Source organism: Pseudomonas nicosulfuronedens (assembly GCF_005877905.1).
GTDB lineage: Bacteria > Pseudomonadota > Gammaproteobacteria > Pseudomonadales > Pseudomonadaceae > Pseudomonas > Pseudomonas nicosulfuronedens.
Window position 1 is genome coordinate 114,378 of the sequence record NZ_SWDV01000003.1, and the last position, 26,534, is coordinate 140,911.

The following is a 26,534-nucleotide window of genomic DNA, read 5'->3' on the forward strand; positions in this document are numbered from 1 at the left end:
GTTTTTCAGGTACAGAAAGTACTGAACTAGAGCGGCCCGGCCGCGGTTTTGCGGAGTCTTCATGAGCGCGAGCGCACTGCCCGACGTCAAACTGCTGCGGATTTTCGCCTGCGTGGTGCGTAGCCAGGGCTTCGCTGCCGCCCAGCAGGAGCTGAACCTGTCGACGTCGGCAATCAGTACCTACATGAGCCAGTTGGAGAACCAACTGGGTATCGTGCTCTGCCACCGTGGCCGCGGCGGTTTCGGGCTGACCAGCAAGGGTGAGCTGTTCCACCAGGAAACCCTGCGCATTCTCGGCGAACTGGAAGGTTTCGAGCGCTACGCGGCGACCCTGAAAGGGGAGTTGCGCGGCACCCTGAACCTCGGCGTGCTGGACTCCACCGTGAGCGACCCGGCGCTGCCGCTAGCGGATGTGATCGGTTCCTTCAGCAGCCTGCACCCGGCGGTGCACCTGCACCTGCAGGTGCAGAGCCCGTACGAGCTGCAACTGGCGGTGCTGGATAACCGCCTGGATCTGGCCATCGGCTCCTTCTTCAGTCGGATGAACGGCCTGGTCTACCAGCCTCTTTATAGAGAGCAGCATTGGTTGTACTGCAGCGACCGCCACCCGCTGTTCGACGGCCGGCGCATTCCGGCCGAGCTGATCACCCAGCAGCGCATGGTCGGCCGTGGCTACTGGAGCCAGGCGGAGCTGGCGCGGCATGGTTTCAAGCATAGCGCCGGCACCGTGGAGAGTATGGAGGCGCAGCTGATCCTGATTCTTTCCGGCGGCTACATCGGCTACCTGCCCGAGCACTACGCCCATCCCTGGGTGGAGCAGGGCCGCCTGCGCGCGTTGCTGCCGGCGACCTTCGGTTACCAGGCGCCGTTTTCGCTGATCCTGCGCCGTGGCCGCTCCCGCGAGCCGCTGATCCAGAATTTCCGCGACCTGCTGCGCACCCAGCCGAGCCAGTCATGAGCCGCGCCCGTTGCCCGCGCTGCGAGCGTCCGCTGAACCACTGCCTGTGCGCGCTGATCCCGCGCCTGGACAACCGCACCCGCGTACTCCTGTTGCAGCACCCGAGCGAGGTCGGACATGCGCTGAACACTGCGCGCCTGGCGATGCTTGGCCTGACCAATGCGGAACTGATGGTCGGCGAGGATTTCAGCGACCTCGATCTGTCCGCCTGGGACGCCTGGCTGCTGTTCCCCGGCGAGTCCGCCGTGGCGCTGGCCGAACTGGCCGCCCGGCCTGCGGATAAACCAAGGCTGCTGGTGGTACCCGACGGCACCTGGCGCAAGGCACGCAAGCTGCTGTACCTCAACCCGAACCTCGCGTTGCTGCCGCGGGTCGTCCTGCCGGAAGGGCTCACCTCGCGCTACCGCCTGCGCAAGGCGCCGGCCGAGGGCGCGCTGTCGACCATCGAGGCGGTGGTGCAGGCGCTCGATGCGCTGGATGCGCCGCGTTCCCACGTCGACCTGTTGCGCCCGTTCGATGCACTGATCGACGGGCAGATCGCCGCGATAGGTGAGGAGACCTTCCTGCGCAACCACGGGCCGCGCCGCTGACCCGAATCCGCTCTACGGTGCTGTTGCGCACCCGGTGGTCCGGGGGCGCATTTGTAGGATGGGTGGAGCGCAGCGATACCCATGCTGTTTGCGCAAGGATTTGATGGGTATCGCTGCGCTCCACGCCATCCTACGTCGTGTCGGTACCGTGAATACTTACGTTTGCCGGGACATCGTCCGATAGCGCTCCACCAGCAGAGGGATGGCCCGCTCGCGCCAGAAGGTGCTGCTGATCATCCCGCTGGACATGCCGCCATGGGCATGGCGCGGCAGGTGCACGGGTCTGGGATCATCCAGCGAGATGCCGGCAAGCTGCTCGAACAGCTGCATGAGTCGTTGCGTCAGCTCCTCTTCGCTGACGGGCCAGGGTGTATCGGCGAGGTGCTCGGCCATTTCCCGCCACAGATACGGGTCACCGCGCAGTCCCCACTGGATGGGTTCTTCGCGGAACAGTTCGGCGACGGAGGCGGGGCGGGACATGGGCTGACTTCCTTGTGCTGCGTTCTTGACGGCCGCGCGCTGGCGGGGAGGGCAGTGTCGCCGCTCGCGAGGGCGCCTGGAAAGGTTCTCTGTCCGCTGATTTCTGCCTGACGGGCATGCCTGAGCCGTCGCTGCCGTTATACTGCGCCGCTCATTCCCCTTCGCGAGGTGTTCGTCCGATGCGCAATTGATGCCGCCGTGGTTTCACGGCCCGTTTCCTTCCCTGGCCCGTTCCCGGGGGAATTCCGGCATCAATCTGGTACTGCGCATGACGAGCCCGTTCACCCTGGCGCTGCAAGGCGTCTCTTTTCAATTGCCCAGCGGCGAGCTGCTGCTGAGTGACCTTAACGAAACCTTCGACGACCGCCGCACCGCGCTGGTCGGGCGCAATGGCGCGGGCAAGTCCGTGCTGGCACGGATCATGGCCGGCGAGCTGGCCGCCAGCGCGGGTCGCTGCCTGGCGTCCGGGCCGGTGCATTACCTGCCGCAACATATCCCGCCGCAAGCGTTCCGCCGCGTCGCGGAGTTGGCCGGCGTACAACCGCTGCTGGATGCGCTGGTGCGTGTCGAAGCCGGTGGAGTCGACCCGGCAGACTTCGAGTGCCTCGACGGCCACTGGGATATCCGCGCCCGCCTGCAGGCCGAGCTGGCTGGCGTCGGGCTCGCCCATCTGCAGCCGGACACGCCCGCCTCGCACCTCAGCGGCGGCGAATGCACGCGGGTGGCGTTGCTTGGCGCCTGGCTCAGTGATGCGGACTGGCTGATCCTCGACGAACCGAGCAACCATCTGGACCGGGCCGGCCGTGATGCCCTGCGTGAGCAACTGCAACGCTGGCGCGGCGGCCTGATCCTCATCAGTCATGACCCTCTGCTGCTGGACGACATGCAGCGCATCGTCGAGTTGTCTGCCTCGGGCCTGCGCAGTTATGCCGGTGGCTATGCCTTTTACCGAGAGATGCGCCAGCAGGAGCAGGGTACCGCCCAGCGTGAGTTGCAGCGGCGCAAGCTGGAGCGTGATCGCCAGCAGCACGCCATGCAGGAACAGCGCGAGCGCCAGGAGCACCGGCAGGCGAAGGGACGCAAGGACGCGAAGCAAGCCAATCAGGCGAAGATCCTCGTCGACCGGCAGAAGGAGCGTAGCCAGACCAGCATGGCGCGCCTGGCCACGCAGCAGGATGAGCGTCGGGAACGCCTGGCACGGGAGGTACAGGAGGCTTTCGGGCAGTTGCGCGAAGACGTCGCGGTGGTCCTCAACGCGCCGGACTGTGAGTTGCCCGAATCCCGTGGCGTGTTGCTGCTGGAAGCGCTACGTCTGCCGTTCGGCAATGCCACGCCGTTGGACTTGTCGTTGTGCGGCCCGCGCCGAGTGGCGGTGACCGGTCGCAACGGCAGTGGCAAGTCGACCCTGCTCAAGGTGATCGCGGGCGGGCTCAGCCCCGCCGCCGGCTTGTGCGAAGTGAAGGTGCGCAGCGCTTATCTGGATCAGCATCTCACCGCCCTGTTGCCCGAGCGCTCGGTGCTGGAACTGCTACAGGAGCGCAATCGTGTGGCTGACCCTTCGGTGCTGCGCACACGGCTGGCGCAGCTGGGGTTGCCGGCGGCACGGGTCGAGTTGCCCAGCGCGCTGCTCAGTGGCGGCGAGCGGCTGAAAGCGGCGCTGGCCTGCGAGCTGTACGCCGAACAGCCGGCGCAGCTGCTGCTCCTGGATGAGCCGGACAACCACCTCGATCTGCCGTCCCGCGAGGCGCTGGAAAACCTGCTCCAGCAATACCGCGGTGCGCTGCTGGTGGTGTCCCATGGCGAGGCGTTTCTGGGACGGCTGGGCCTGGAGGCGCGGCTGGAGTGCGGGGAGAGCGGTTGGCGCTGGCTATCCGAGTGAGGCTTTACCGTCCGGTAATGGCTGGGTAGGATCGACCTCCCTCTCTTTCCGGCTGCCTCTGCCGTGCTCCGCCCAGGCGTTGAATCGCGAAGCGGGCATTCATGCTGCCGACGCTCCAACGGCCGTCACCGCGCGTGGCGTGCTATCCCTTTTGTGATCCGCTGAATCAGGATGATTTCATGCTCATTCGCCAACGCATTGCTGCGGACAACCCGCGGCTGCTCGATATCTGGCTGGGCGCCGTGCGCGCGACCCACCACTTCCTTCAGCCCGCCGACATCGACGGGCTCCTGCCGCAGGTCCGCGACCTTTATCTGCCCGCTGTCGAGGTATGGGTGGCGGTCGATGCCGATGACTGTCCGCAAGGCTTCATCGGTCTCAACGATACCCATGTGGAGATGCTCTTCATCGACCCGGATAGCCGGGGGCGGGGCCTTGGCCGCGCGCTGCTGGACTTCGTGCGCGAATCGCGCGGTACCTTGAGTGTCGACGTCAACGAACAGAATCCTCAGGCGGTAGGTTTTTATCTGCACTATGGCTTCGCCCAGACCGGGCGCTCGCCCCACGATGGCGAAGGGCGGCCGTTCCCGTTGCTGCACATGAACTTGCCGGCCGGGGCGTAAACGAACCGCTTTTGTAGGATGGCGTGGAGCGAAGCGATACCCATCACCAGGCCGTCAGGCAAAGCTGATGGGTATCGCAAGCTCCACCCATCCTACTGTCTGCTTCCTGGCGGCCGTGAAAGCGACTCGCAATGTCGCCTTATAGCTTCGGACGGTCGTGCGCCCTATGCCGTCTCACCGCTGCCGAAGCGGATGCTCCGCGCACCGAGCTTGAGCAGGCTGTCGGCAAACAGGTCGCTGGCGGTCTGGCGGCAGTCCCAGGCGGCTTCCCAGTCTTCCCGGCGGCGCCAGTGCAGGCGGCCGACCAGGCGCTGCGGTTCGCCTTCGGCATGCAGCTCGCTGGCGAGGTAGCCAGGGCGCCGGTAGAACAATTCCTGCAAGTGCGACAGGTAATCGCACAGGCGCGCGGCGATGTGCGGGCGTTGCTGGGGCGTTACGTCGATCTCGATCTGCAGGATGAAGTGCGGGTTGTCCACGCAGGCATGGGCGGTGATCGGGGCGGGTTGCGTCATGTTCCTGGGCTCCCTGGCTTGAACCGAATGCCTGGCGAGGGTAAAACCTCAACTTAAGTTGAGGTCAATAGCCCATGAAAGAATCTTCTTCCTGCTCCATGCACCGCGAGCTGAGCGTCGGCGAGCTGGCCAAGCGTGCCGGCGTAGCGGTTTCCGCGCTGCACTTCTACGAGGCCAAGGGCCTGATCAGCAGCTCGCGCAATGCCGGCAACCAGCGCCGCTATTCGCGCGATACGCTGCGCCGGGTGGCGGTGATCAAGGTCGCGCAACGGGTCGGCATTCCCCTGGGTGAGATCGCCGAGGCGCTGGGCTCGCTGCCGAAGGGGCACAACCCGTCGGCGGCGGACTGGGCACGCTTGTCGGCGCGCTGGCGGGAGGACCTGATCGAGCGGATCGAGAAATTGCTGCTGCTGCGCGATCAGCTCGATGGCTGCATCGGCTGCGGCTGCCTGTCGATGGAGGCCTGCCCACTGCGCAATCCGGGAGACAAGTTGGCGGAGGAGGGGCCGGGGGCGCACTGGCAAGCGGAAGAGTGAGGGATTGTTCGCGAGCAAGCTCGCTCCTACCTGAAGCCCCTGGTACCTGTAGGAGCGAGCTTGCTCGCGAATGCTGGACTCAGCGTTCCCGCAAGGCCTCCCACCGCGCCTTGAGCACCGGCTTGAGGATGTAGTCCAGCACGCTCTTCTCGCCGGTGATGATGTCCACCGTCGCCACCATGCCGGGGATGATCAGCAAGGGCTTGGCGTCGGTGCCCAGGTGGTTCTTGTCGGTGCGCACCTGGATCAGGTAGAAGCTGTTGCCCTTGTCGTCGGTGATGGTGTCGGCGCTGATCATTTCCAGCTTGGCCTTGAGCCCGCCGTAGATGGTGTAGTCGTAGGCGGTGAACTTCACCGTGGCCGGCTGGCCGGGGTGGAGGAAGGCGATGTCCTGAGGGCGTACCCGCGCCTCCACCAGCAGGTTGTCCTCCAGTGGGACGATTTCCACCATGTCGTTGCCCGGCTGTACCACGCCGCCGATGGTGTTGACCTTGAGTTGCTTGACGATGCCGCGCAGGGGCGCGACGACCAGGGTGCGGTTGACCTTGTCGTCGATGGCGCGGCTGGTGGCAGTGAGCTTGTTGAGGTCGGTGCGGACGTCGTTCAGCTCCTTCAGCGCGTCGCTGCGGAAGCCCAGTTTCGATTCCTCGACCTTGCGCTGAATCTCGTTCACCGCCGCTTCGGCGCGGGGAATGGCAAGGTTGGTAGCGTTCAGGTCGCCACTGATTTCCACGGCGCTGCGACGCAGGCGCAGCAGTTCGACAGGGGACACCGCGCCGGCTTTCACCAGCGGCTCGGACATGTTGATCTCCTGCTGCACCAGCCCCAGGCTCGAACGGTACTGCTGGGTCTTGGCGCGGAACTCCTGCAGCTCCTGGCTCTTCTGCCGCAGCTGTTCCTGGAGGATGTTGAGCTCGCTGTTCTGCCGCTGCATACGGGTCTGGTAGAGCGCCAACTGGTCTTCCACCACCTGCGGTGCGTCCTTCTTCAGGTCGTCGGTGAAGACTGGCTCGCGCCCTTCGGCTTCCGCGCTGAGTCGTTCGACACGGGCTTCCAGGGAGTTGCGGTCGGCCTCGGTCTCGCCCTTGTTGGAAGAGAAGCGGGTGTCGTCCAGGCGCAGCAACGGCTGGCCCTTGTTCACCACCTGGCCTTCGCGGACGAAGATTTCCGAGACGATGCCGCCTTCCAGGTTCTGGATGGTCTGCACCTTGGAGGACGGAATGGCCTTGCCTTCGCCCTTGGTCACTTCTTCTATGTCGGCGAAGTAGGCCCAGGTGATGGCGACCACCAGCAGGCCGAGCGCTGCCCAGAGGGTGATGCGGGTGGCGTTGGGCGAGTCCTCCAGCAGGGTGCCCTGGACCTCGGGCATGAATTCGGTGTCGCGGGCGCCGTTGCCGCCCAGGTAGCCGCGGATCGATTGCGAGAAGTGCATGGCCATTACCCCGCTGCCGGGCCGACGTGGCCCTTGCGCAATGCTTCGATGACCGCGTCTTTCGGGCCGTCGGCGACGATGCGGCCACTGTCGAGCACCAGCAGGCGGTCGACCAGGCTGAGCATCGAGGTGCGGTGGGTGACCAGCAGCAGGGTCTTGTCGCGGCAGGCCTCGTGCAGGCGCTTGCGCAGGATTTCCTCGCTGCTGTTGTCCATGGCGCTGGTGGGCTCGTCCAGCAGCAGGATCGGCGGATCGAGCAGCAGGGCGCGGGCCATCAGCACGGCCTGGCGCTGGCCGCCGGATAGCAGTTGGCCGCGCTCGCCCACCGGGCGGTCGAAGCCGGCCGGGTGTTGCCGGGCCAGTTCGCTGACGCCGGTCAGCTCGGCCACTTCGAGCATCCGCGCATCGCTGACGTAACGCGCTCCGAGGGTCAGGTTGTCGCGCAGGCTACCGGCCAGCAATGGCAGGTCGTGGGCCACATAGCCGATCTGCTGGCGCAGGTCGGAGACGTCGAGTTGGCGCAGGTCCAGGCCGTCGAGCAGGATCTGCCCTTCGTCGGGGTGATAGAAGCCCATCAGCAGGCGGCCGAAGGTGCTCTTGCCCGAGCCGCTCTTGCCGATGATGCCGATCTTCTCGCCGGGGGCGAGTCGCAGGCTGACGTGGTTCAGCGCCGGGGTGGTCTGCTCCGGGTAGCTGAAGCTGAGTTGGCGGACTTCCAGCGCGCCGTGCAACTGCGTGCGCTCCAGCGGGCGCTGGCGGGCCTGGCGCTCCTGCGGCAGCTCCATCAGCGCGTCGGTGCTCTTCATGGTCAGCCGCGCCTGCTGGTAGCGAGTGATCAGCCCGGCGATCTGTCCCAGCGGAGCGAGCACGCGGCTGTTGAGCATGTAGCTGGCTACCAGTGCGCCAACGCTGAGGTTGCCGTCGAGGATGCTGTAGACCCCGGCGCAGATCATCGCCATGCCGGCGAACTGCTGCAGGAACAGGGTGCCGTTGGTGGCCAGCGCGGAGAGGAAGCGCGCGTGGTTATCCAGCCGCGCCAGGGCACCATGGGTGGCTTCCCAGCGGTACTGGCGCTCGCTTTCGGCGCCGCAGGCCTTGAGGGTCTCCAGGCCGCCGAGGGTTTCGATCAGCAGGGCCTGGCGCTCGGCGCCCAGGGTCAGGCTCTTCTGTACGGTGTCGCGCAGGCGGCTCTGGATGATCAGGGCGAAGACGATGGTGATGGGGAAGGCCAGCAGCGGCACGGCGACCAGCCAGCCGCCGAGCAGGCCGATGACCAGGATCATCAGTAGCGAGAAGGGCAGGTCGATCAGGCTGGTCAGGGTCAGCGCGGTGAGGAATTCGCGCAGGCCCTGGAAGTCATGGATGCTCTGGGCGAAGCCGCCGATGGTTTCCGGCTTGGCCTTGAGCGACATGCCCGTGATGCGTTCGAAGAGGGTGGCGGAGAGCACCACGTCGGTCTTCTTGCCGGCCATGTCCAGCAGGTTGGAGCGCAGCACGCGCAGCAACAGCTCGAACAGCGTCCCCAGCAACAGGCCGGCGGCGAGCACCCAGAGCGTCGAGATGGCCTGGTTGGGCACCACGCGGTCGTAGGTCTGCATGACGAACAGCGGCACCAGCATGCCCAGCAGGTTGATCAGCAGGCTGGCGACCAGGGCATCGGTGTACAGCCAGCGCGAGAGTCGCAGGGTGTCGCGAAACCAGGCTTCGACGCGCGGCACCAGGGGTTTGCGCGCGGCTTCCAGCTCGTGGCGCGGGCGGGCGAAGAGAGCCTGGCCACTGTACTGGGCGGCCAGTTCGTCGGCGCTCACCGCCTGTTCGCCGCCTTCGGTTTCGCAGGGCAGGATCAGTGCCTGACCGTCGTCACGCCATTGGCGCAGCACGGCGCTGCGACCGTCGTTGAGCAGCAGCAGGACCGGCAGGTTGAGGCTGGAGATGCTTTTCAGCTCGCGGCGCAACAGGCGGCCTTGCAGCCCGGCGCGCGCGGCAGCGCGTGGCAGCAGGCTGGCGGAAAGGCGCTGATTGGGCAGCGGCAGGCCGGCGGCCAGGCTGTTGCGACTGACCGCGCAGCCGTGCAGTCGGCAGAGGATCAGCAGGCCGTCGAGCAGGGGATCGTCATGGCTCAGGCGCGGATCGCCCGGCGCGGGTGCGCCGCGCTCCTGGATGATCATGGTCACGCTACTTCCTCCCGGGCCGGGCCAGCCCACGCCAGCAGCCGCCGGCGAGCACTTGCAGGTGCTCGCCGGTCCTTGCCGGACGCCGGGTTTTCCGTGCCCCGTCGTATCGCTTCACGCTCGTCGCCCCGACGCCGGGCGGCGCGAGGCAAGGTGATGAACGCGTGCGACTTTCTTATTTCAGGTCAGGCAGGCGCGCCTCGTTCTTCACATCCGACAGTGCGACCGCTTCGTGCGGCGCTACCACATGTTGCGATTTCAGCAGGTAGCCCATGCTGCCGAGCACGCGGTACATCGAGTATTCCTCGGTGTAGCGGACCTCGGTGTAGCGACGGTTGGCGGTGAACAGTTCGTTCTCGCTGTCCAGCAGGTCGAGCAGGGTGCGCTGGCCAAGGGTGAACTGTTGCTGGTACGCCTCGCGCACCTTGCGGGTGTAGTCAGCGTATTCGCGGGCCGGTTGGGTCTGCTTCTTGGCGTTTTCCATCGCATCCCAGGCCAGCGAGAGGTTCTCGTTGAGCAGCCGCAGTGCGTTGTTGCGGATGTCCTGGGCCTCGTTGATCTGGTGCGAGGTGGCGTTCAGGTGGGCCTTGTCGCGCATCCCGTTGAACAGGTTGTAGCGCATCACGACCTGGGCTTCCCAGCTGTTGTAGTGGCCTTCGTCGCCGTCGACGTTGTTGTTGGCCGCCTTGGCCAGTTCGGCGTCGAAGCGCGGGTAGAAGGGCGCCTTGGCGGCCTCGTACTGGGCTTCGGCGGCGTTCACGTCGGCCTGGGCCGATTTCAGCAGCGGGTTGTCGGTGAGCATGTTCTGCCGGGCGACCAGCAGGTCCGGCGGGACTTCGGCCTTGACCGTGGAGGGTGCCTCCAGCTGGTCCGGCATGCGGCCGGTGGCGCTATAGAAGCTGGCCTCGGCGTCGGCCAGGTTCACTTCCTCGGTGTAGAGGTTGTTCTGCGCCAGGGCCAGGCGCGCGATGGCCTGGTCGTTGTCGGCAGTGGAGCCGACGCCGCGCTCGCTGCGCAGGCGGATCTGATCGCCGATACGTTCGTGGGCCTGCAGGTTGTTCTTGGCCAGCGTCACCATCTCGCGGCGCTTGAGCACATCGAGGTAGACCTCGACGGTGCGCAGGGCGGCGGTTTCCGAGGTGCCGAGAATTCGGAAGGCCTTGGAGTTGACGTTGGACTCGTTGCGCTTGACCTCGTTCGGGGTGCCGAAGCCGTCGAACAGCATCTGCCGCAGACGGATTTCCGCATCACCGCGGGTCAGGGTTTCATCGTTGTGGTTGCCCAGTGCACGGGTGCTGGGGCTGTCGGTGTTCTCGCGGCCATAGCCCGCGACAAGGTCGACAGTCGGCAGGTAGCCGCCCCTGGCGAATTTGAGCTCTTCATCCGCGGTGAGGCGGCTGTTTACGCTCTGGCTGATTTCCGGGTGGTATTGCAGCGTGCTTTGTATAGCTTCGGTCAGCGTCATGGCTTGCCCATGAGTCCCCGACACCGCCAAAAATACACCGCTCCATAGTGCCGCGTTACGACTGCGCATGGCTTTGCTCCTGGTGTTCTCGTACTTCGATGCTCTCGGATCGCCAATTTATTGGCTTTTTTCTCTTATCAAGCGTTTCACGCCTGTAACATCAGAGCTAAGAACAACTTTTCGAAAACCTCAGAAGAATTTTTCACATGGGTTATTCGGAAAAAATCTTATGAGCCCTGTGAAAAACCGCACATTGTTTGAACGTGCAAGCCCTCGTGTTTCCTGGGTATGGGCCGGATAAGGCGCTTGCAGAAGAAGCCAGGTACGGTTTGTAGCAGTTAGGGCGGGGACCACCGCAGAAGGACAAGAAATGCGTGGCCAGCATGACAAAAAATTGTCGCTGGCTTTTTGATGCAAAAACGCTAGCAGTCCTTTTTGCTCCCTTCGCAACTTACTTCGCAGCATCCGGATACAAGCGTGCCATGGCCTGTTTCGGTCAATTGCGTGCCGGTGGAACCGGCCGCTGGATGTGCAGCGGAGGAAGGACTCATGGCTACTTTGATGGGTGTCGTCAGCAAGGTAATCGGCGAAGTGTTTGCGGTAGCCGCCGATGGATCGCGTCGTCCTTTGGAACAGGGAGACAAGGTTTTTGTCGGTGAGCAACTGGTCACCGGCGCCAATGGCGCAGTCGCGCTGAAGGTCGCCGGCGGCGGCGAGATCACGCTGGGCCGCGACAGCGCCCTGCCGCTGACCTCACAGATGCTTGCCGCTGCACACCAGGCGGAACAGGGGGACCAGGCGGTTGCCCAGCAGCAGCCGGCGACGCCGACCCATCAGGACGTCACGGATGTGAAGGCCTTGCAGGCCGCCATTGCCGCGGGCGTCGACCCGACCCAGGCTGCAGAAGCCACTGCCGCCGGCCCGAGCGCTGCGGGCGCTGCCAATGGCAAGCCCGGTGGCGGGCACTCCTTCGTTCTACTGACGGAAGTCGGTGGGCACATCGACCCGGTCATCGGCTTCCCCACTGGGCCAATCGGTTCCGGTCCCTTGCCTCTGCGCGAGTTCGACGGCACCCCGGATGTACGCCCCGAGGCTGAACCTCCCGTGGTTCCGCCGGATGGCCAGCCGACCGCTGGCCCCAGCGGACCTGGCGCCTCCAGTGTGTTCGAGGCCGGCCTGCCCGGCGGCATTCCCGATGGTGCCGGCGAGGGGGCGACCCTCTCCGGCAACCTGGGCTATGACTTCGGCAGCGATGGTGTTGGCAGCTTCTCCTGGGGCACCGTCGGGCTGCCTAGCCTGACCTCCGGTGGCGTCGCCATCACCTACAGCGTCAGCCCGGACGGTCACGTCCTCACCGGCAGCGCCAATGGCACGCCGGTCTTTACCGTGACCCTCACCGATATCAACACTGGCGCCTTCGAAGTCACCCTGCTGCAGCCGGTGGACCATCCGGTGAAGGGCAGCGAAGATACCCTGACCTTCGATATTCCCTACACCATCACCGACGGCAACGGCACACCCGCCAACGGCAGTCTCACCGTGGGCATCGTCGACGATGCGCCGCAGGCCAGCCTGTCCGCCGATAACGGCGTGGACGTGCTGCTGCAGACCCACGACGCCAACACCGCCGGGGCGGCCTTCGACACGTCCACCGCCGATTACAGCTCGGCTTTCCAGGTGACTGCCAACTACGGCGGCGATGGCGCCGGCACCACTCAGCTGAGCTACAGCCTGAACCTGGTGGGCGGAAATGGCGCCAACTCGGGCTTGACCAGTGGCGGTGCCACCATCTACCTGTACAGCGTGGGCGGCGCCATCGTCGCGTCCACCTCGGCCAGTGCTGCCGGTATCACTGGCGAGAACACCATCTTCAGTCTGTCGGTGAACGGCAGCAGCGGGGTGGTCACCCTGACCCAGTACAGTGCCATCGACCATGCCTTGCCGGGCAGTGAAAGTGGTTATGCCAGTCAAAGCGTGGCGCTTGATTCCGGCCTGGTGCAACTGCAGGGCAACCTGACGGTTACCGACCGTGATGGCGACAGCGTTTCTTCCAGCAGCTCCATCGACCTCGGCGGCCGGGTGAGCTTCACCGACGACGGCCCGACCATTGCCGTGGGTGATACCGAAGGCCTGCACCTGACGGTGGACGAGTCCTCCCTGGGTACCGACGCCACCAGCAGCGTCTCGGCAGGCGATCTGTTCAATGCCCAGTTCGGCGCAGATGGCGCCGGCTCGATCACCTACAAGGTCGAGACCCAGGACAACACCGACAGCGGCCTGAAGGACAGCGCCACTGGCAATTCGATCTTCCTGTTCAACACCGCCAACGGTGTGGAAGGCCGTGTGGGTGGTGCGAACGGTGAAGTCGCGTTCCGCGTGACCCTCGGACAGGATGGCAAGATCACCCTCGACCAGGTCCGCGCCCTGGTGCATCCGGACAGCACCGACGCCAACGATCCACTCAGCCTCGGTGAAGGCAAGATTACGCTGACCGCTACCGTGACCGATGCCGATGGCGATCATCAGAGCGCCGGGCTCGACCTGGGCAGCAAGCTGACCTTCCTCGACGACGGCCCGAGCATTTCCGTGGGCAGCACCGAAGGCCTGCACCTGACGGTGGACGAGTCGAACCTCGGCCAGGATGCCACCAGCAGCGTATCGACAGGCGACCTGTTCAATGCCCAGTTCGGCGCGGATGGTGCCGGCTCGATCACCTACAGGATCGAAACCCAGGACAACACCGACAGCGGCCTGAAAGACACCGCCACCGGCAGCCAGATATTCCTGTTCAATACTGCTAGCGGTGTGGAAGGTCGCGTAGGCGGTGTGAACGGCGAAGTCGCGTTCCGCGTGACGCTCGGGCAGGACGGCAAGATCACTCTTGATCAGGTCCGCGCCCTGGTGCATCCGGACGACACCAGCAACAACGAACCGCTGAGTCTTGGCGAAGGCAAGATCAGCCTGACCGCCACCGTGACGGACGCCGATGGTGACCATCAGAGCGCCGGGCTCGACCTGGGCAGCAAGCTGACTTTCCTCGACGATGGCCCGCGCATCTCGCCGATCGAGGGCAGCGACCTGCACCTGAGCGTGGACGAAACTACCCTTGGCCAGGCCGCCACCAGCTCCAGCTCGGTGGCCGATCTGTTCAACGGCCAGTACGGCGCTGACGGCGCTGGCTCGATCAGCTACAAGCTCGAAGCCGCCAACAACACCGACAGTGGGCTGACCGACACGGCCACCGGGCAGCGGATCTTCCTCTTCAATACCGCCAGCGGTGTGGAGGGGCGCCTGGAGATCGGTGGCCAGACGGCTTTCCGCGTGAGCATCGATGCGGACGGCAAGGTCACCCTGGAGCAGCTGCGTGCGCTGGCGCATCCGGACACCAGCGACGCCGATGACGCGCTGACCCTGGCCGGCAAGATCACCCTCACCGCGACCATCACCGACAAGGACGGCGACAGCGCCCAGGCCCAGATCGACCTGGGTGGCAAGCTGACCTTCCTTGATGACGGCCCGAGCATCGCGCCCTCCACGGACGCCGACATCAAGCTGACGGTGGATGAGACCCACCTGAACGTGAACGACACCAGTTCGGTCACGGTATCCGACCTGTTCACCTCGCATTTCGGTGCCGACGGTCCGGGGCAGATCACCTACAAGCTGACCACCGAAGACGGCAAGGACAGCGGCCTGACCGATACCGCCACGGGCGAGAAGATCTTCCTCTACAACACCGCCAACGGCGTGGAAGGGCGGGTCGGTGACAGCGCTGACGTGGCCTTCCGCGTGACCCTCGGCGCAGACGGCAAGATCACCCTCGACCAGGTGCGCGCTGTGGTTCATCCAACAGCCGATGCCAACGAGGGTGTCAGCCTCGACCCGAACAGTGTGACCCTGACGGCGACCATCACCGACAAGGACGGCGACAGCGCCCAGGCCCACATCGACCTGAGCGGCAAGCTGACCTTCCTCGACGACGGCCCGAGCATCGAGCCTTGTACGGACGCCGACATCAAGCTGACGGTGGATGAGACCCACCTGAACGTGAACGACACCAGCACGATCACGGTGTCCGACCTGTTCACCTCGCACTTCGGCGCGGATGGCGCGGGCGACATCACCTACAAGCTCACCACCGAAGACGGCAAGGACAGCGGCCTGACCGATACCGCCACGGGTGAGAAGATCTTCCTCTACAACACCGCCAATGGCGTGGAAGGGCGGGTCGGTGACAGCGCTGACGTGGCCTTCCGCGTAACCCTCGGCGCAGACGGCAAGATCACCCTCGACCAGGTGCGCGCTGTGGTTCATCCAACAGCCGATGCCAACGAGGGTGTCAGCCTCGACCCGAACAGTGTGACCCTGACGGCGACCATCACGGACAAGGACGGCGACAGCGCCCAGGCCCACATCGACCTGAGCGGCAAGCTGACCTTCCTCGACGACGGCCCGAGCATCACGCCGTGCCAGGACGCCGATATCAAGCTGACCGTGGACGAGACTCACCTGGGCGTGCCGGACACCAGCACGGCCTCGGTGGCCGACCTGTTCACCATCCACTTCGGTGCCGATGGCGCCGGCACGATCACCTACAAACTGGCCGGGGCCGACAACACCGACACCGGACTGAAGGACACCGCCACCGGCAGCAAGATCTTCCTCTACAACACCGCCAACGGTATCGAAGGGCGCCTGGAGGGCACCAGCACCGTGGCCTTCCGCGTGTCCATCGACGGTGATGGCAAGGTCAGCCTGGAGCAGTTGCGCGCTCTGGCGCACCCCGATACCCATGACGCCGACGATGCGCTCAACCTCAGCGGCCAGGTCACCCTGACCGCCACCATCACTGACAAGGATGGCGACAGCGCCAGTGCCCATGTCGACCTGGGCAGCAAGCTGACCTTCCTCGATGACGGCCCGAGCATCGCTCCGTCGAGCATCTATGACATCAGCCTGGAGGTGGACGAGTCCGATCTCTCCAATGACGCCCGCGTCGAGTCCAGCCTGGTCTCGTTGCTGTTCGAGTCGCACTTCGGCGCCGATGGTCCGGGCAGCATCACCTACAAGGTCAGCACGGTGGATGGTACCGACAGTGGCCTGAAGACGACCCAGGGCGACTCCATCCTGCTGTACAACGTGGATGGCACGGTGGTCGGCAAGGTGCAGGGCAGCGGTGCGATCGCCTTCGTGGTCAGCGAGGACCAGGGTGCGCTCATGCTCGACCAGCGCCTGGCGCTCAAGCATCCCGACGCAAATGATTCCGATGATCCGCTGCGCCTGGACACCGGCAAGATCACCCTCACCGCCACCATCACCGATGGTGATGGCGACAAGGCTTCGGCCCATGTCGACCTGGGCAGCAAGATGGTGTTCTACGACGATGGCCCGCAGATCGAGCCGTGCACCGATGCCGATATCAGGCTGACCGTGGACGAGACCAGGCTGGGTGTCGACGCGCAGGCCTCGGCAGGTGATGTTTCCGCGCTGTTCACTGCCCACTTCGGCAACGACGGCGCAGGCTCCATCACCTACAAGGTCACTACCACCGATGGCACCGACAGCGGCCTGAAGGACACCGCCACCGGTAGCAAGATCTTCCTCTACAACACCGCCAATGGCGTCGAAGGCCGAGTGGAGGGCACCAACCTGGTGGCCTTCAGCGTGACCCAGCACAACGGCGTGATCACCCTCGACCAGCAACGGGCGCTGGTGCACCCGATTGACACCGATGCCAACGATCCACTGAGTCTTGGCACTGACAAGATCAGCCTCACCGCCACCATTACCGATGGCGACGGCGACCACGCTTCGGCCAGCATCGACCTGGGCGGCAAGCTGACCTTCCTCGACGATGGGCCGCACATCGAGCCATGCACCGACGCCGACATTCGCCTGGAAGTGGACGAGACCAACCTGGCCAGCGATGCACGTGTCGAAGCCCCGTTGGTGTCGGAGCTGTTCACCACCAGCTTCGGCGCTGACGGAGCCGGTTCGGTCGCCTACAAGGTCACGACCGTGGATGGGACCGACAGCGGCCTGCGCGAAAGCGCCGGCGGCGCGCGCATCCTGCTGTTCAACGACGGTAACGGCGTGGTCGGCAAGGTCGAAGGCACCGGCGCCGTGGCCTTCGTGGTGCGCCCCGACGGCGGCGCACTCACGCTGGATCAGCGCGTGGCTTTCATCCATCCCGACAAGCTCAGCGACAATGAGGGCTTGAGCATCGCCGAGGGCAAGATCACCCTGACTGCGACCATCACCGACAAGGACGGTGACAGCGACAACGCCTCCATCGACCTGGGCAGCAAGCTGGTGTTCCATGACGATGCGCCGAGCATCAGCGCCAACGCCGGCCAGGCGCCGACCCTGACGGTGGACGAGACTGCGCTGGCCACCGACGCCACTGGCAACTTCAGTGGCGCCTTCACCTCCAGCGGCGGTGCCGATGGCGGCAGCGTCGCCTACAGCCTGGCCGCCACCAACGGCACGGCCAGCGGGCTGCAGACCACCAGCGGGCAGAGCATCGTGCTGGTCAAGGTCAGCGACACCGTGGTGGAGGGCCGCGTTGGCGGCGTCAATGGCGCGACTGCCTTCAGCCTGACCCTTAACAGCGTCACCGGCGAGCTCAAGCTCGACCAGCAACTGGCGCTCAAGCACGCGGACACCACCAACCCCAACGATTCGGTCAATCTGCCGGGCAGCAAGGTCTCCCTGGTGGCGACCATCACCGATGGCGATGGCGACCACAAGTCCGCCAGCATCGACCTGGGCGACAAGCTGGTCTTCAAGGACGATGGCCCCGTGCTCATCGCCGGTGGCAACGTGACCGGCCAGGTCATGGAAGATGCCCTGCCCAGCGGCAACCCCGATGGAGCCGCCGACACCACCGTGGCCAAGGGCACGCTCGCCGGCCTGGTGAACTTTGGTGCGGACGGCCCCGGCGCCTTTTCGCTGACCGGCGACTACTCCTCGCTGACCTCGCAGCACCTGACCTCCGGCGGTGTGGCTCTGGCCTACAGCGTGGTCGGCAACGTGCTGACCGCTATGGCGGGCTCCAAGACCGTCTTCACTCTGTCGGTGGATGCGGCGGGCAACTACGAGTTCAAGCTGTCCGGCCCGCTGGACCATCCGCTGCACAATGGCAGTGACACGGAGCAGCTCTCGCTCAACCTTGGCGGAGTGATCAAGGCCTCCGACGGCGACGGCGACCCGGTCAGCCTGGGCAGCGGCTCGCTGGTGATCAACGTGCAGGACGACCTGCCGGTAGTGCACAGCGAACCACCGTGCCAGGACGTGGCCGAAGTCCCCGGTTTCGTGCTGGGTGGCACGCTCGATGTGAGCTTCGGCGGTGATGGCCTGGGAGCCTTCGATCTCAGTGGCAATACCGCGCCGGATGGCCTGACCTATGTGGTCACCCAACTGGCGGGTGGTGGCTCGCAACTGACTGCCTACGACGGTAACAACGAGGCCTTCTTCGTCCTCAAGGTCAACGCCGATGGCACCTACAGCTTCGAGGTGCTCAATTCGCGGCCGATCTCCGAGGTGGAGTATGACCTCACCCAGGTTTCCGCCGGCGGTCCGCGTCCTTCGATCACCCTGACGGCCGATGGCCTGTCGGTGGTCTTCAGTAGCCCCAACGGCAACGTGAACCCCTCCGACAATGGCATGGGCGTGGGTGGCAACAACCTGATCACCCCCGGGGAGTCTCTCAACATCGCGTTCAGCGAGAAGATCTACGACGCCAGCTTCGACGTGCAGAAACTCTCCAGCAGTGATGTGCTGAGCTGGAAAGTGCTGGGTGAAGGCGGCGTGGTGCTGGCGACCGGCACCTACTCGCCGCCGGCCGGCAATGGCGAGAACAGCTCGGTGTCCTTCAACCTGCTCACCGACGGGCACTTCACTACCGGCTCGGCCTTCCAGCTGTCCGAAGGTGGCTTCAACAGCGTGGTGCTGAGCAGCAATAGCGGTGATTACCGTGTTGTCACCGTCTCCGCCGGGCAGTCGGTTCTGCCCGAGGATATCGACCTCAACTTCCACGTCGGCATCACCGACGGCGATGGTGACAGTACCGGGCTGAACCTGTGCGTGGACCTGAGCGCACCGCAACCCCTGCTGGTAGTCGGCAGCAACAGCGGTGATGTCGATGGTTCGAGCACCCAGCACACCTTGCCCAACCCGCAGGATGTGGACAAGGCCGGGACCATCAGCGGCGGCGCTGGCAGCGACGTGCTGATCGGCGATCCGGGTGGGGTGTCGGTCTATACCCAGCCGGGCAAGAACTACAACATCTCGCTGATCGTCGATACCTCCGGCAGCATGGCCGATCCGTCGGGCAGCAACATGTCACGCATGGCCCTGGCCAAGAACGCGCTGGTCAACCTGGTGAACACCATCAAGGGCCACGACGGGGTGATCAATGTCAGCCTGGTGTCCTTCAGCGACAACGCCCACATCACCACCTTCAATGGCCTGAGTGCCGCTAACGTGACGGCACTGATCGCCGCCATCAACGCGCTCAGCGCCAACGGGGCGACCAACTACGATGACGCCATGCAGAAGGCCTCGTCCTGGTTCAACAGCCAGGTCAGCACCAACCATGCGGACGCGGCCCATGGCTACGTCAACCTGGCCTTCTTCCTCACCGATGGCAACCCGACCGTGTGGAACGGCTACAACGGCAGTGGCGATACCACCAACTACAACGACATCAACGCCGCGCTGACTTCCGGTAATGACATGCTCCATGGTGCCGGTGTTCTCAGCGGCGCCAATGCGGTGGACGTCAACGCCATCGGCATCGGCAGCGGCATCAACAGCAACTACCTGAAGTTCTTCGACAACACCGACACCACCGGGTCCGGTTCGGTGACCGTTGACGGTCAGAACATCACCAACACCGTTGGCCAGCCGCAAATCATCAACACCGCCGAGCAGTTGCAGGCGGCCTTGCAGGAAGGCTTCAGCACCAGCACTCCAGTGACCGTGGGCAACGATCATCTGGTCGGTGGCGCGGGCAACGACATCCTGTTCGGTGATGTCATCAACACCGACCAGCTGGCCTGGGCCGGGCATGCTGCCGGCACACACAACGGCCAGGGCTTCCAGGGACTGGTGGACTACCTGACTGCTACCAATGGTACGGCGCCGACGGCGGCGACGATCAGCAACTACATCATCCAGCATGCGGATCAGCTCAACGTCGCCGGTGACACCCGCGGTGGCGACGACATCCTCGAAGGCGGCGCCGGCAATGACCTGATGTTCGGCCAGGGCGGCAACGACAAGCTGATCGGTGGGCCCGGTGACGACATCATGTACGGCGGTACCGGCGCGGACGAGTTCATCTGGAAGTCCGGCGACACCGGCCACGATGTGATCAAGGACTTCAACATCGCCGAGCATGACGTACTGAACTTCGCCGACCTGCTGCAAGGGGAGGCCGCCACGGCCTCGTCGCTGGCGCATTACCTGACCTTCTCGGTTGCCGCCGGCACCACCACTATCGGCGTCAGCCCCACCAGTGGTGGCACCGTTACCCAGACCGTCGACCTGGCCAACGTCGACCTCGCCGCCAAGTATGCGGGCCATGCCGGCAACGGCGTGCTCTCGGCGGGGGATACCCAGACCGTGCTCAACGGCCTGCTGGGCGATCACGCGATCAAGACCGACACCGTCTGACCGGCGCAATACCGGTTGAAACCGCCGCCTTCGGGCGGCGGTTTCGTCTGTGGCCCGCCCAACGAGGGTGGGGGCACGGCTATACGGCTGGTGAATGATCGTCGCCCTGTGTCCTCACTGGCGCCTATGCTCGGGGCCACACCATCCTCCCCAACGAACAACAAGCAACGAGGTTTCCCATGCGCGAAGTGGTGATCGTCGACAGCGTCCGTACCGGCCTGGCCAAGTCCTTCCGTGGCAAATTCAACATGACCCGTCCGGACGACATGGTCGCCCATTGCATCGACGCGCTGCTGGCGCGCAACAACCTGGATCCGCTGCTGGTGGACGACTGCGTGGTCGGCGCCGGCTCCAACGAAGGCGCCCAGGGCCACAACATCGGTCGCAACGCAGCGGTGCTGTCGCGCCTGGGCACTCATGTCGCCGGCATGACCCTGAACCGTTACTGCTCCTCGGGCCTGCAGGCCATTGCCATTGCTGCCAACCAGGTGGCTTCGGGCTGCAGTGACATCCTGGTGGCCGGCGGTGTCGAGTCCATCACCCTGACCATGGGCAAGCAGAACCTCGACAATTTCGTGAACCCGCGCCTGAAGGACGAGTTCCCCGGTATCTACTACCCCATGGGCCAGACTGCCGAGATCGTCGCCCGTCGCTACAACGTCACCCGCGAGCAGCAGGACCTGTATTCCCTGCAGAGCCAGCAGCGTACCGCCCGCGCCCAGGCAGAAGGCCTGTTCGACGATGAAATCGTGCCGATGAGCGTGAAGTACCTGGTTGAAGACAAGGCCACCGGCGAGAAGAAAGTACTCGACGGTGTGGTCGATCGCGACGACTGCAACCGCCCGGACACCACCCTCGAAGGCCTGAACTCCCTCAAGCCGGTGTTCGCCGAAGACGGTTCGGTCACCGCCGGCAACGCTTCGCAACTCTCCGACGGCGCCTCGATGACCCTGATCATGAGCCTGGACAAGGCCCTGGAACTGGGCCTCAAGCCGAAGGCCTTCTTCCGCGGCTTCACCGTCGCCGGCTGCGAACCGGACGAGATGGGCATCGGCCCGGTGTTCTCGGTACCCAAGCTGCTCAAGGCCAAGGGCCTGCAGGTCGCCGACATCGACCTCTGGGAGCTCAACGAAGCCTTCGCCTCGCAGTGCCTGTACGCCCGCGACCACCTGGGCATCGATAACGACAAGTACAACGTCAACGGTGGCTCCATCTCCATCGGCCACCCCTTTGGCATGACCGGGTCGCGCCAGGTCGGCCACCTGGTGCGCGAACTGCAGCGCCGCAACCTGCGCTACGGCATCGTCACCATGTGCGTGGGTGGCGGCATGGGTGCCACCGGTCTGTTCGAGGCCGTTCGCTGAGCACGGCGGGCGAGGGCGCAGGCCCTTGCCTGGTTGGCACCGACCGCTCCACGCAAGCGGTCCGGTGTCGATGAAGAGCCCCCGGCGGTGACGCCGGGGGTTTTTCATTCACGGACTTTTCCTGCGCGACACAAGGCAGGGTCGACGCCATGCGCCGGAATGGTATCATCGTGCAAGTGTGATGCATGACATCACACTTGCACGATGATTATCAGCTTCCGCCACAAGGGTCTGCAGGCCTTTTACGAAACGGGGACGACGCGAGGGATTCGCGCCGACCATGCACGTCGCCTGGCGCGCATGCTGCCGTTTCTGGACAACGCAGCAGGGGCGGCGGATCTCGCCATACCCGGCTGGCGCCTGCACCCGCTGAAGGGCGATCTGGAGGGATGCTGGTCGTTGTCGGTCAGCGGCAATTGGCGGCTGGTCTTCCGCTTTATCGGTAGCGACGTCGAACTGCTCGACTACCTCGATTACCACTGAGCATGCAGGCTCGAAGAGGAGGCGCATTCATGGCAATGGCCAACCCCCCGCATCCAGGTGAAACGCTGCTGGAAGACGTTCTCCCCGAACTGGGCTTGAGCGTGACAGCGCTGGCGCGGCACTTGGGCTATGCGCGCGAAACATTGTCACGTGTCCTGCATGGGCACGCTCCTGTTGGTCCTGACCTCGCGTGGCGCCTGGAACTGGCTGGAATTGGCAGCGCGCGCGTCTGGCTCGGAGTGCAGGTTGATTACGATCTGTGGCAGGCGCAGCACCGCGAACACCCGCCGATCGAGCGACTGGCCAGTAGCGCCTGATGTTCTCCCCGCAATGAAAACCCCGGCCGACGGGCCGGGGTTTCCGTGGTGCGTACCGCTTGGGAGATCAGCGTCCGACGCGGGCGTACAGGTCGGATGCCTGCTGCATCCGGGTGATGTACAGCATCACCTCGCGCTCGGCATCGAAGCGGGTGAAATAGGGGCCTTCGAGGGTGCCCTCGCGGGTGGAGAAGAAGTACTGGCCATTGACCGCACTGATGCGGTCGCTGCGGTAATGGGTGGCCGCCTGGCCGTCGCCGACGCGTTGTCCCAACATGAGCTGACCTCCCGAACGAAAGGATTAATTGATTCGAGTGTATGCCGCAAGGCCCCGTCGTGCCTGGGCTGCCGGCGATTGGCGACGAACGGCGGGATTTCGTCTCAGCGGTGAAACACTTGGCTGCAGGGTCTTCACATTCCCTTGACTATGCTTGAGCTCCGGCGGCCGATGCCGCTGGAACAGGGTCGGTAAGAATGGTTGTTTTTGGTTATAAGAAAATCAAAATATATTCTTTTTAATGCGTAAAGACCTTGTGCATAGTGGTTACCAACACGAACAAGGAGAGACCCATGAGCTTGCGACTCGGCGACATCGCCCCCGACTTCGAACAGGAATCCAGCGAAGGCCGCATCCGTTTCCATGAATGGCTCGGCAACAGCTGGGGCGTTCTGTTCTCCCACCCGGCCGACTTCACCCCGGTGTGCACCACCGAGCTGGGCCTGACCGCCAAGCTCAAGGACCAGTTCGCCGCCAAGGGCGTGAAGGTGATCGCCCTGTCCGTCGACCCGGTGGACTCCCACGTGAAGTGGATCGAAGACATCAACGAGACCCAGAACACCGTGGTCAACTTCCCGATCATCGCCGACGCCGACCGCAAGGTGTCCGAGCTGTACGACCTGATCCACCCGAACGCCAACGACACCCTCACCGTGCGTTCGCTGTTCGTCATCGACCCGAACAAGAAGGTGCGCCTGACCATCACCTACCCGGCGAGCACCGGGCGCAACTTCAACGAGATCCTGCGCGTCATCGACTCGTTGCAGCTCACCGACAACCACAAGGTCGCCACACCGGGCAACTGGCAGGACGGCGACGACGTGGTGATCGTGCCCTCGCTCAAGGACGAGGAAGAGATCAAGCAGCGTTTCCCCAAGGGCTACCGCGCGATCAAGCCGTATCTGCGCCTCACCCCTCAACCGAACAAGTGATTCTCCGCTCCCCATCCGGGGAATCACTGATGCCTCGAGCGGGAAATCGGGCCGGTTAGCCGGCCCCTTTTTTATCCTTCATGCGCGGACCACGCCGCGCTTTTTTATTCGCTAGTCCATCCGCTCTGACTTGCCCGCCAAACGGGAAGAAGACGTCAGCCCCACGCCAAGGAGAAGACCATGGGTCATTCCACCTGGCGCCGCAGCCTGGCCGTCGCTCTTCTCGCGAGCCTGCCGATCGGCGCCTACAACAGCCCCGCCCAAGCCGCCGACGCACCGAAAGAGGTGCGCCTGGACTACGCCTACTACGCGCCCACCAGCCTTGTGCTCAAGCATTTCGGCTGGCTGGAGAAATCCCTCAAGCCGCAAGGCACCGAAGTGCGCTGGGTGTTCAGCCAGGGCAGCAACCGTTCGCTGGAATACCTCAACGCCGGCAGCACCGACTTCGCCTCCACTGCAGGCCTTGCCGCCGTGCTCAGCCGCGCCAACGGCAGCCCGCTGAAGACCGTCTACATCGCCAGTCGCCCGGAATGGACCGCGCTGGTGGTGCCCAAGGAATCGCCGCTGAAATCCGTTGCCGACCTGAAAGGCAAGAAGATCGCCGCCACCAAGGGTACCGATCCCTACCTGTTCCTCCTGCGCAGCCTGCAACAGGCGGGGCTGGACAAGAGCGACGTGGAGATCGTCCACCTACAGCACCCGGACGGCCGCGCGGCGCTGGAGCAGGGCCGGGTGGACGCGTGGGCCGGTCTCGACCCACACATGGCCGCCAGCGAACTGCAGGCCGGCTCGCGGCTGCTGTACCGCAATGTCGACTTCAACAGCTACGGCGTGCTCAGCGTCACCGAGAAGTTCGAGAAGGAGCAGCCGGAGCTGATCAAACAGGTCATCGCCGCCTATGAAGAGGCGCGTCAGTGGGCCGTGGCGCACCCAGAAGAGACTGCGAAACTGCTCGCCGAGGAAGCCAAGTTGCCGCTGGAAGTGGCCAAGCTGCAACTCTCGCGCACTGACTTCAGCAGACCGCTGCCGGGCGCCGAACAGATCGCCGCATTGAAGGCGGCTGCACCGATCCTGCTGGACGAGCAACTGGTGCGTCCGGGGACCGACGTCACTGCCGTGGTCGATCAGCTGATCGCGCCGCAACTGGCCGGTGAAGTGATCGGCAAGGCCGGTGCCGTCGCCAAGGCGGAGCCATAACCGATGCCCCCCCAGAGCTTGCCATCCCAGGGCCTGCGTGTGGCTCGCCAACGTCGCGCGCAGAAGCTGCGCTGGCCGCGGCTGAGCTGGCGTGCGTGGCTGGTGCCGTTGCTGTTGTGCGCGGTACTGGAGCTGTCGGTGCGCTTCGGCTGGCTGGCCGAGCACCAGATGCCGGCACCCAGCAGCGTCGCGCTGACCCTCTGGCAACTGGCCCAGGGTGAGCTCTGGAAGCACGTCGCGGCGAGCCTGGCGCGGGTTGCTGCCGGATTCTTCATCGGTTCGACCGCTGCCGTCCTGATTGGAACCTGGGTGGGGCTCAGCCAGCGCGCCGAAGCCTATCTCGAACCGACCTTCCAGGCGCTGCGGGCCATACCCAGCCTGGCCTGGGTACCCTTGCTGCTGCTCTGGCTGGGTATCGATGAAACCCCGAAGATCGTACTGATCGCCCTCGGCGCGTTCTTCCCCGTGTACCTCTCGCTGGTGGCCGGCGTGCGCAATGTCGACCGCAAGTGGGTGGAGCTGGGCCGGTTGTATCACCTGTCGCCGTTTGCGCTGGTACGGCGCATCCTCCTGCCGGCGGCGCTACCGAGCCTGTTCACCGGGCTGCGCGGCGCGCTGAGCCTGAGCTGGATGTTCCTCGTTGCCGCCGAACTGATCGCTGCCACCCGCGGCCTGGGCTACCTGCTCAGCGACGGCCGGGAAACCTCGCGGCCGGACATCGTCATCGCCGCCATCCTGGTGCTGGCGGTGCTGGGCAAGCTCAGCGACGGTCTGCTGAAGGCGCTGGAGCAGCGCGCGCTGGCCTGGCGCGACACCTTCCTTGGTAATGGAGACAGCTGATGAGCGCTCTGCTCGAACTGCGTGATATCCGCAAGAGCTTCTCCGGCGTGAAGGTATTGGACGACGTCAGCCTGAGTCTGGCGCCGGGCGAAGTGGTCAGCCTGCTCGGCCCCAGCGGCTGTGGAAAAAGCACCCTGCTGCGCATCGCCGCCGGGCTTGACGATGAGTTCGCCGGCAGCCTGGAACGCAATCCGCTGCTGGGCTTCGGCCCGGACGGCGACAGCGGCCGGGGCGGTGGTGGCGTTGGCGTGGTGTTCCAGGAGCCGCGCCTGCTGCCCTGGCTCACCGTGGCGCAGAACATCGGCTTCGCCGACGGCTGGCTGGCGGACGATAATCGCATCGAGCACCTGCTGCGCGACGTGGGGCTGGATGGCAAGGGCGACCTGCTGCCCAAGCAGCTCTCCGGCGGCATGGCCCAGCGTGCTGCCATCGCCCGTGGCCTCTACGGCCGCCCGCAGGTGTTGCTGCTGGACGAACCGTTCAGCGCGGTGGACGCCTTCACCCGCATCCGCCTGCAGGACCTGATCCAGCAACTGGCGCTGGAATATGACATCAGCATCCTGCTGGTCACCCACGACCTCGACGAAGCCTTCTACCTCAGTGATCGCGTCCTGCTTCTGGGCGGCACGCCCAGCCGCCTGCGCCGCAAATTCCCCGTTCCGCTGCCGCGCCCGCGCGACCGTCGCGCCGTGGAACTGGCCTTCCTGCGCGGCGAAGCGCTGACCGAGTTGCACCAGTCCCACGTCATCTGACGCCCGCCATTTTCCTTGTTCGACGCACCCTGCCCGCGCTTCGCGCGC

General features: G+C 64.9%; 19 protein-coding genes. 13 read left to right on the top strand and 6 right to left on the bottom strand.

The genetic code is table 11. The features are described from left to right. The first annotated feature begins 61 nt into the window (after positions 1-61). Together FAS41_RS04445 and FAS41_RS04450 are read left to right on the top strand one after the other, a co-directional pair. Positions 62-958 carry a LysR family transcriptional regulator gene (locus tag FAS41_RS04445; RefSeq protein WP_024765259.1) on the top strand — a complete coding sequence of 299 codons (897 nt, stop codon included), beginning with the start codon at positions 62-64 and terminating at the stop codon, positions 956-958. After that, the gene (locus FAS41_RS04450) at positions 955-1,548 is read left to right on the top strand and encodes a tRNA-uridine aminocarboxypropyltransferase (RefSeq protein ID WP_138520428.1); all 594 of its coding nucleotides are present in this window, start codon (positions 955-957) and stop codon (positions 1,546-1,548) included. Before FAS41_RS04445 ends, FAS41_RS04450 begins: the two co-directional genes overlap by 4 nt. 156 nt (positions 1,549-1,704) lie before the next feature. On the opposite strand, the gene FAS41_RS04455 is transcribed toward FAS41_RS04450, so the two are convergent. Then, a complete protein-coding gene (locus FAS41_RS04455) occupies positions 1,705-2,028 on the bottom strand; it encodes a hypothetical protein (protein ID WP_138520429.1) in 324 nt (107 codons plus the stop codon). A 268-nt stretch (positions 2,029-2,296) separates the two neighbouring features. On the opposite strand from FAS41_RS04455, the gene FAS41_RS04460 reads away from it, so the two are divergent. Beyond that, positions 2,297-3,907: an ABC-F family ATP-binding cassette domain-containing protein gene (locus tag FAS41_RS04460; RefSeq protein ID WP_138520430.1), complete on the top strand. Its 1,611-nt coding sequence runs from the start codon at positions 2,297-2,299 to the stop codon at positions 3,905-3,907. 179 nt (positions 3,908-4,086) lie between these two features. Further along, on the top strand, positions 4,087-4,530 hold the full coding sequence (locus FAS41_RS04465; RefSeq protein ID WP_138520600.1) for an acetyltransferase: 444 nt from the start codon (positions 4,087-4,089) through the stop codon (positions 4,528-4,530). Positions 4,531-4,694: 164 nt separating this feature from the next. Here FAS41_RS04465 and FAS41_RS04470 read toward each other — a convergent pair whose 3' ends face one another. Then, complete coding sequence (locus FAS41_RS04470) at positions 4,695-5,042, bottom strand: antibiotic biosynthesis monooxygenase (RefSeq protein ID WP_138520431.1); 348 nt, start codon at positions 5,040-5,042, stop codon at positions 4,695-4,697. 74 nt (positions 5,043-5,116) lie between these two features. Here FAS41_RS04470 and soxR point away from each other — a divergent pair, with 74 nt between their 5' ends. Then, positions 5,117-5,578, top strand: a complete 462-nt coding sequence (soxR, locus tag FAS41_RS04475) for a redox-sensitive transcriptional activator SoxR (RefSeq protein WP_138520432.1) — start codon at positions 5,117-5,119, stop codon at positions 5,576-5,578. Positions 5,579-5,657: 79 nt separating this feature from the next. Here soxR and FAS41_RS04480 read toward each other — a convergent pair whose 3' ends face one another. From FAS41_RS04480 to FAS41_RS04490, 3 genes are all read right to left on the bottom strand, one after another. After that, the gene (locus tag FAS41_RS04480) at positions 5,658-7,010 is read right to left on the bottom strand and encodes an HlyD family type I secretion periplasmic adaptor subunit (protein ID WP_138520433.1); all 1,353 of its coding nucleotides are present in this window, start codon (positions 7,008-7,010) and stop codon (positions 5,658-5,660) included. A 5-nt stretch (positions 7,011-7,015) separates the two neighbouring features. Beyond that, positions 7,016-9,178 carry a type I secretion system permease/ATPase gene (locus tag FAS41_RS04485; RefSeq protein ID WP_138520601.1) on the bottom strand — a complete coding sequence of 721 codons (2,163 nt, stop codon included), beginning with the start codon at positions 9,176-9,178 and terminating at the stop codon, positions 7,016-7,018. Between the two features lie 178 nt (positions 9,179-9,356). After that, on the bottom strand, positions 9,357-10,646 hold the full coding sequence (locus tag FAS41_RS04490; protein ID WP_425049028.1) for a TolC family outer membrane protein: 1,290 nt from the start codon (positions 10,644-10,646) through the stop codon (positions 9,357-9,359). Between the two features lie 549 nt (positions 10,647-11,195). Here FAS41_RS04490 and FAS41_RS04495 point away from each other — a divergent pair. From FAS41_RS04495 to FAS41_RS04510, 4 genes are all read left to right on the top strand, one after another. Further along, entirely contained in the window at positions 11,196-20,324 is a 9,129-nt protein-coding gene (locus FAS41_RS04495; protein ID WP_138520435.1) for a retention module-containing protein, read from the top strand. A 179-nt stretch (positions 20,325-20,503) separates the two neighbouring features. After that, positions 20,504-21,688: a thiolase family protein gene (locus FAS41_RS04500; protein ID WP_138520436.1), complete on the top strand. Its 1,185-nt coding sequence runs from the start codon at positions 20,504-20,506 to the stop codon at positions 21,686-21,688. A 204-nt stretch (positions 21,689-21,892) separates the two neighbouring features. Beyond that, on the top strand, positions 21,893-22,171 hold the full coding sequence (locus tag FAS41_RS04505; protein WP_138520437.1) for a type II toxin-antitoxin system RelE/ParE family toxin: 279 nt from the start codon (positions 21,893-21,895) through the stop codon (positions 22,169-22,171). Between the two features lie 29 nt (positions 22,172-22,200). Beyond that, positions 22,201-22,488, top strand: a complete 288-nt coding sequence (locus tag FAS41_RS04510) for a HigA family addiction module antitoxin (protein WP_138520438.1) — start codon at positions 22,201-22,203, stop codon at positions 22,486-22,488. A gap of 67 nt (positions 22,489-22,555) precedes the next feature. Here the strand turns inward: FAS41_RS04510 and FAS41_RS04515 are convergent, their stop codons facing one another. Beyond that, the gene (locus FAS41_RS04515) at positions 22,556-22,765 is read right to left on the bottom strand and encodes a DUF6316 family protein (RefSeq protein ID WP_138520439.1); all 210 of its coding nucleotides are present in this window, start codon (positions 22,763-22,765) and stop codon (positions 22,556-22,558) included. 293 nt (positions 22,766-23,058) lie between these two features. Here FAS41_RS04515 and FAS41_RS04520 point away from each other — a divergent pair, with 293 nt between their 5' ends. From FAS41_RS04520 to FAS41_RS04535, 4 genes are all read left to right on the top strand, one after another. Then, positions 23,059-23,697 (top strand): peroxiredoxin, encoded by a 639-nt coding sequence (locus tag FAS41_RS04520; protein ID WP_045212297.1) that lies wholly within the window; start codon positions 23,059-23,061, stop codon positions 23,695-23,697. Between the two features lie 180 nt (positions 23,698-23,877). Then, positions 23,878-24,894, top strand: a complete 1,017-nt coding sequence (locus FAS41_RS04525; RefSeq protein ID WP_138520440.1) for an aliphatic sulfonate ABC transporter substrate-binding protein — start codon at positions 23,878-23,880, stop codon at positions 24,892-24,894. A gap of 18 nt (positions 24,895-24,912) precedes the next feature. Next, positions 24,913-25,734, top strand: coding sequence for an ABC transporter permease (locus FAS41_RS04530; protein WP_138520602.1), 822 nt, complete (start codon positions 24,913-24,915; stop codon positions 25,732-25,734). Continuing rightward, positions 25,734-26,486 (top strand): ABC transporter ATP-binding protein, encoded by a 753-nt coding sequence (locus tag FAS41_RS04535; RefSeq protein WP_138520441.1) that lies wholly within the window; start codon positions 25,734-25,736, stop codon positions 26,484-26,486. The genes FAS41_RS04530 and FAS41_RS04535 overlap by 1 nt, the downstream gene beginning before the upstream one ends. The last annotated feature ends 48 nt before the right edge of the window (positions 26,487-26,534 follow it).

Excerpts from the sequence above, each read along its gene's own strand:
- FAS41_RS04515 (WP_138520439.1), bottom strand. The coding sequence starts at position 22,765 with ATGTTGGGACAACGCGTCGGCGACGGCCAGGCGGCCACCCATTACCGC.
- FAS41_RS04460 (WP_138520430.1), top strand. The coding sequence starts at position 2,297 with ATGACGAGCCCGTTCACCCTGGCGCTGCAAGGCGTCTCTTTTCAATTG.
- FAS41_RS04465 (WP_138520600.1), top strand. The coding sequence starts at position 4,087 with ATGCTCATTCGCCAACGCATTGCTGCGGACAACCCGCGGCTGCTCGAT.
- FAS41_RS04535 (WP_138520441.1), top strand. The coding sequence starts at position 25,734 with ATGAGCGCTCTGCTCGAACTGCGTGATATCCGCAAGAGCTTCTCCGGC.
- FAS41_RS04510 (WP_138520438.1), top strand. The coding sequence starts at position 22,201 with ATGGCAATGGCCAACCCCCCGCATCCAGGTGAAACGCTGCTGGAAGAC.
- FAS41_RS04450 (WP_138520428.1), top strand. The coding sequence starts at position 955 with ATGAGCCGCGCCCGTTGCCCGCGCTGCGAGCGTCCGCTGAACCACTGC.
- FAS41_RS04500 (WP_138520436.1), top strand. The coding sequence starts at position 20,504 with ATGCGCGAAGTGGTGATCGTCGACAGCGTCCGTACCGGCCTGGCCAAG.
- FAS41_RS04470 (WP_138520431.1), bottom strand. The coding sequence starts at position 5,042 with ATGACGCAACCCGCCCCGATCACCGCCCATGCCTGCGTGGACAACCCG.
- FAS41_RS04490 (WP_425049028.1), bottom strand. The coding sequence starts at position 10,646 with ATGACGCTGACCGAAGCTATACAAAGCACGCTGCAATACCACCCGGAA.
- FAS41_RS04480 (WP_138520433.1), bottom strand. The coding sequence starts at position 7,010 with ATGCACTTCTCGCAATCGATCCGCGGCTACCTGGGCGGCAACGGCGCC.
- FAS41_RS04495 (WP_138520435.1), top strand. The coding sequence starts at position 11,196 with ATGGCTACTTTGATGGGTGTCGTCAGCAAGGTAATCGGCGAAGTGTTT.
- FAS41_RS04505 (WP_138520437.1), top strand. The coding sequence starts at position 21,893 with ATGATTATCAGCTTCCGCCACAAGGGTCTGCAGGCCTTTTACGAAACG.
- FAS41_RS04485 (WP_138520601.1), bottom strand. The coding sequence starts at position 9,178 with ATGATCATCCAGGAGCGCGGCGCACCCGCGCCGGGCGATCCGCGCCTG.
- soxR (WP_138520432.1), top strand. The coding sequence starts at position 5,117 with ATGAAAGAATCTTCTTCCTGCTCCATGCACCGCGAGCTGAGCGTCGGC.
- FAS41_RS04525 (WP_138520440.1), top strand. The coding sequence starts at position 23,878 with ATGGGTCATTCCACCTGGCGCCGCAGCCTGGCCGTCGCTCTTCTCGCG.
- FAS41_RS04445 (WP_024765259.1), top strand. The coding sequence starts at position 62 with ATGAGCGCGAGCGCACTGCCCGACGTCAAACTGCTGCGGATTTTCGCC.
- FAS41_RS04520 (WP_045212297.1), top strand. The coding sequence starts at position 23,059 with ATGAGCTTGCGACTCGGCGACATCGCCCCCGACTTCGAACAGGAATCC.
- FAS41_RS04455 (WP_138520429.1), bottom strand. The coding sequence starts at position 2,028 with ATGTCCCGCCCCGCCTCCGTCGCCGAACTGTTCCGCGAAGAACCCATC.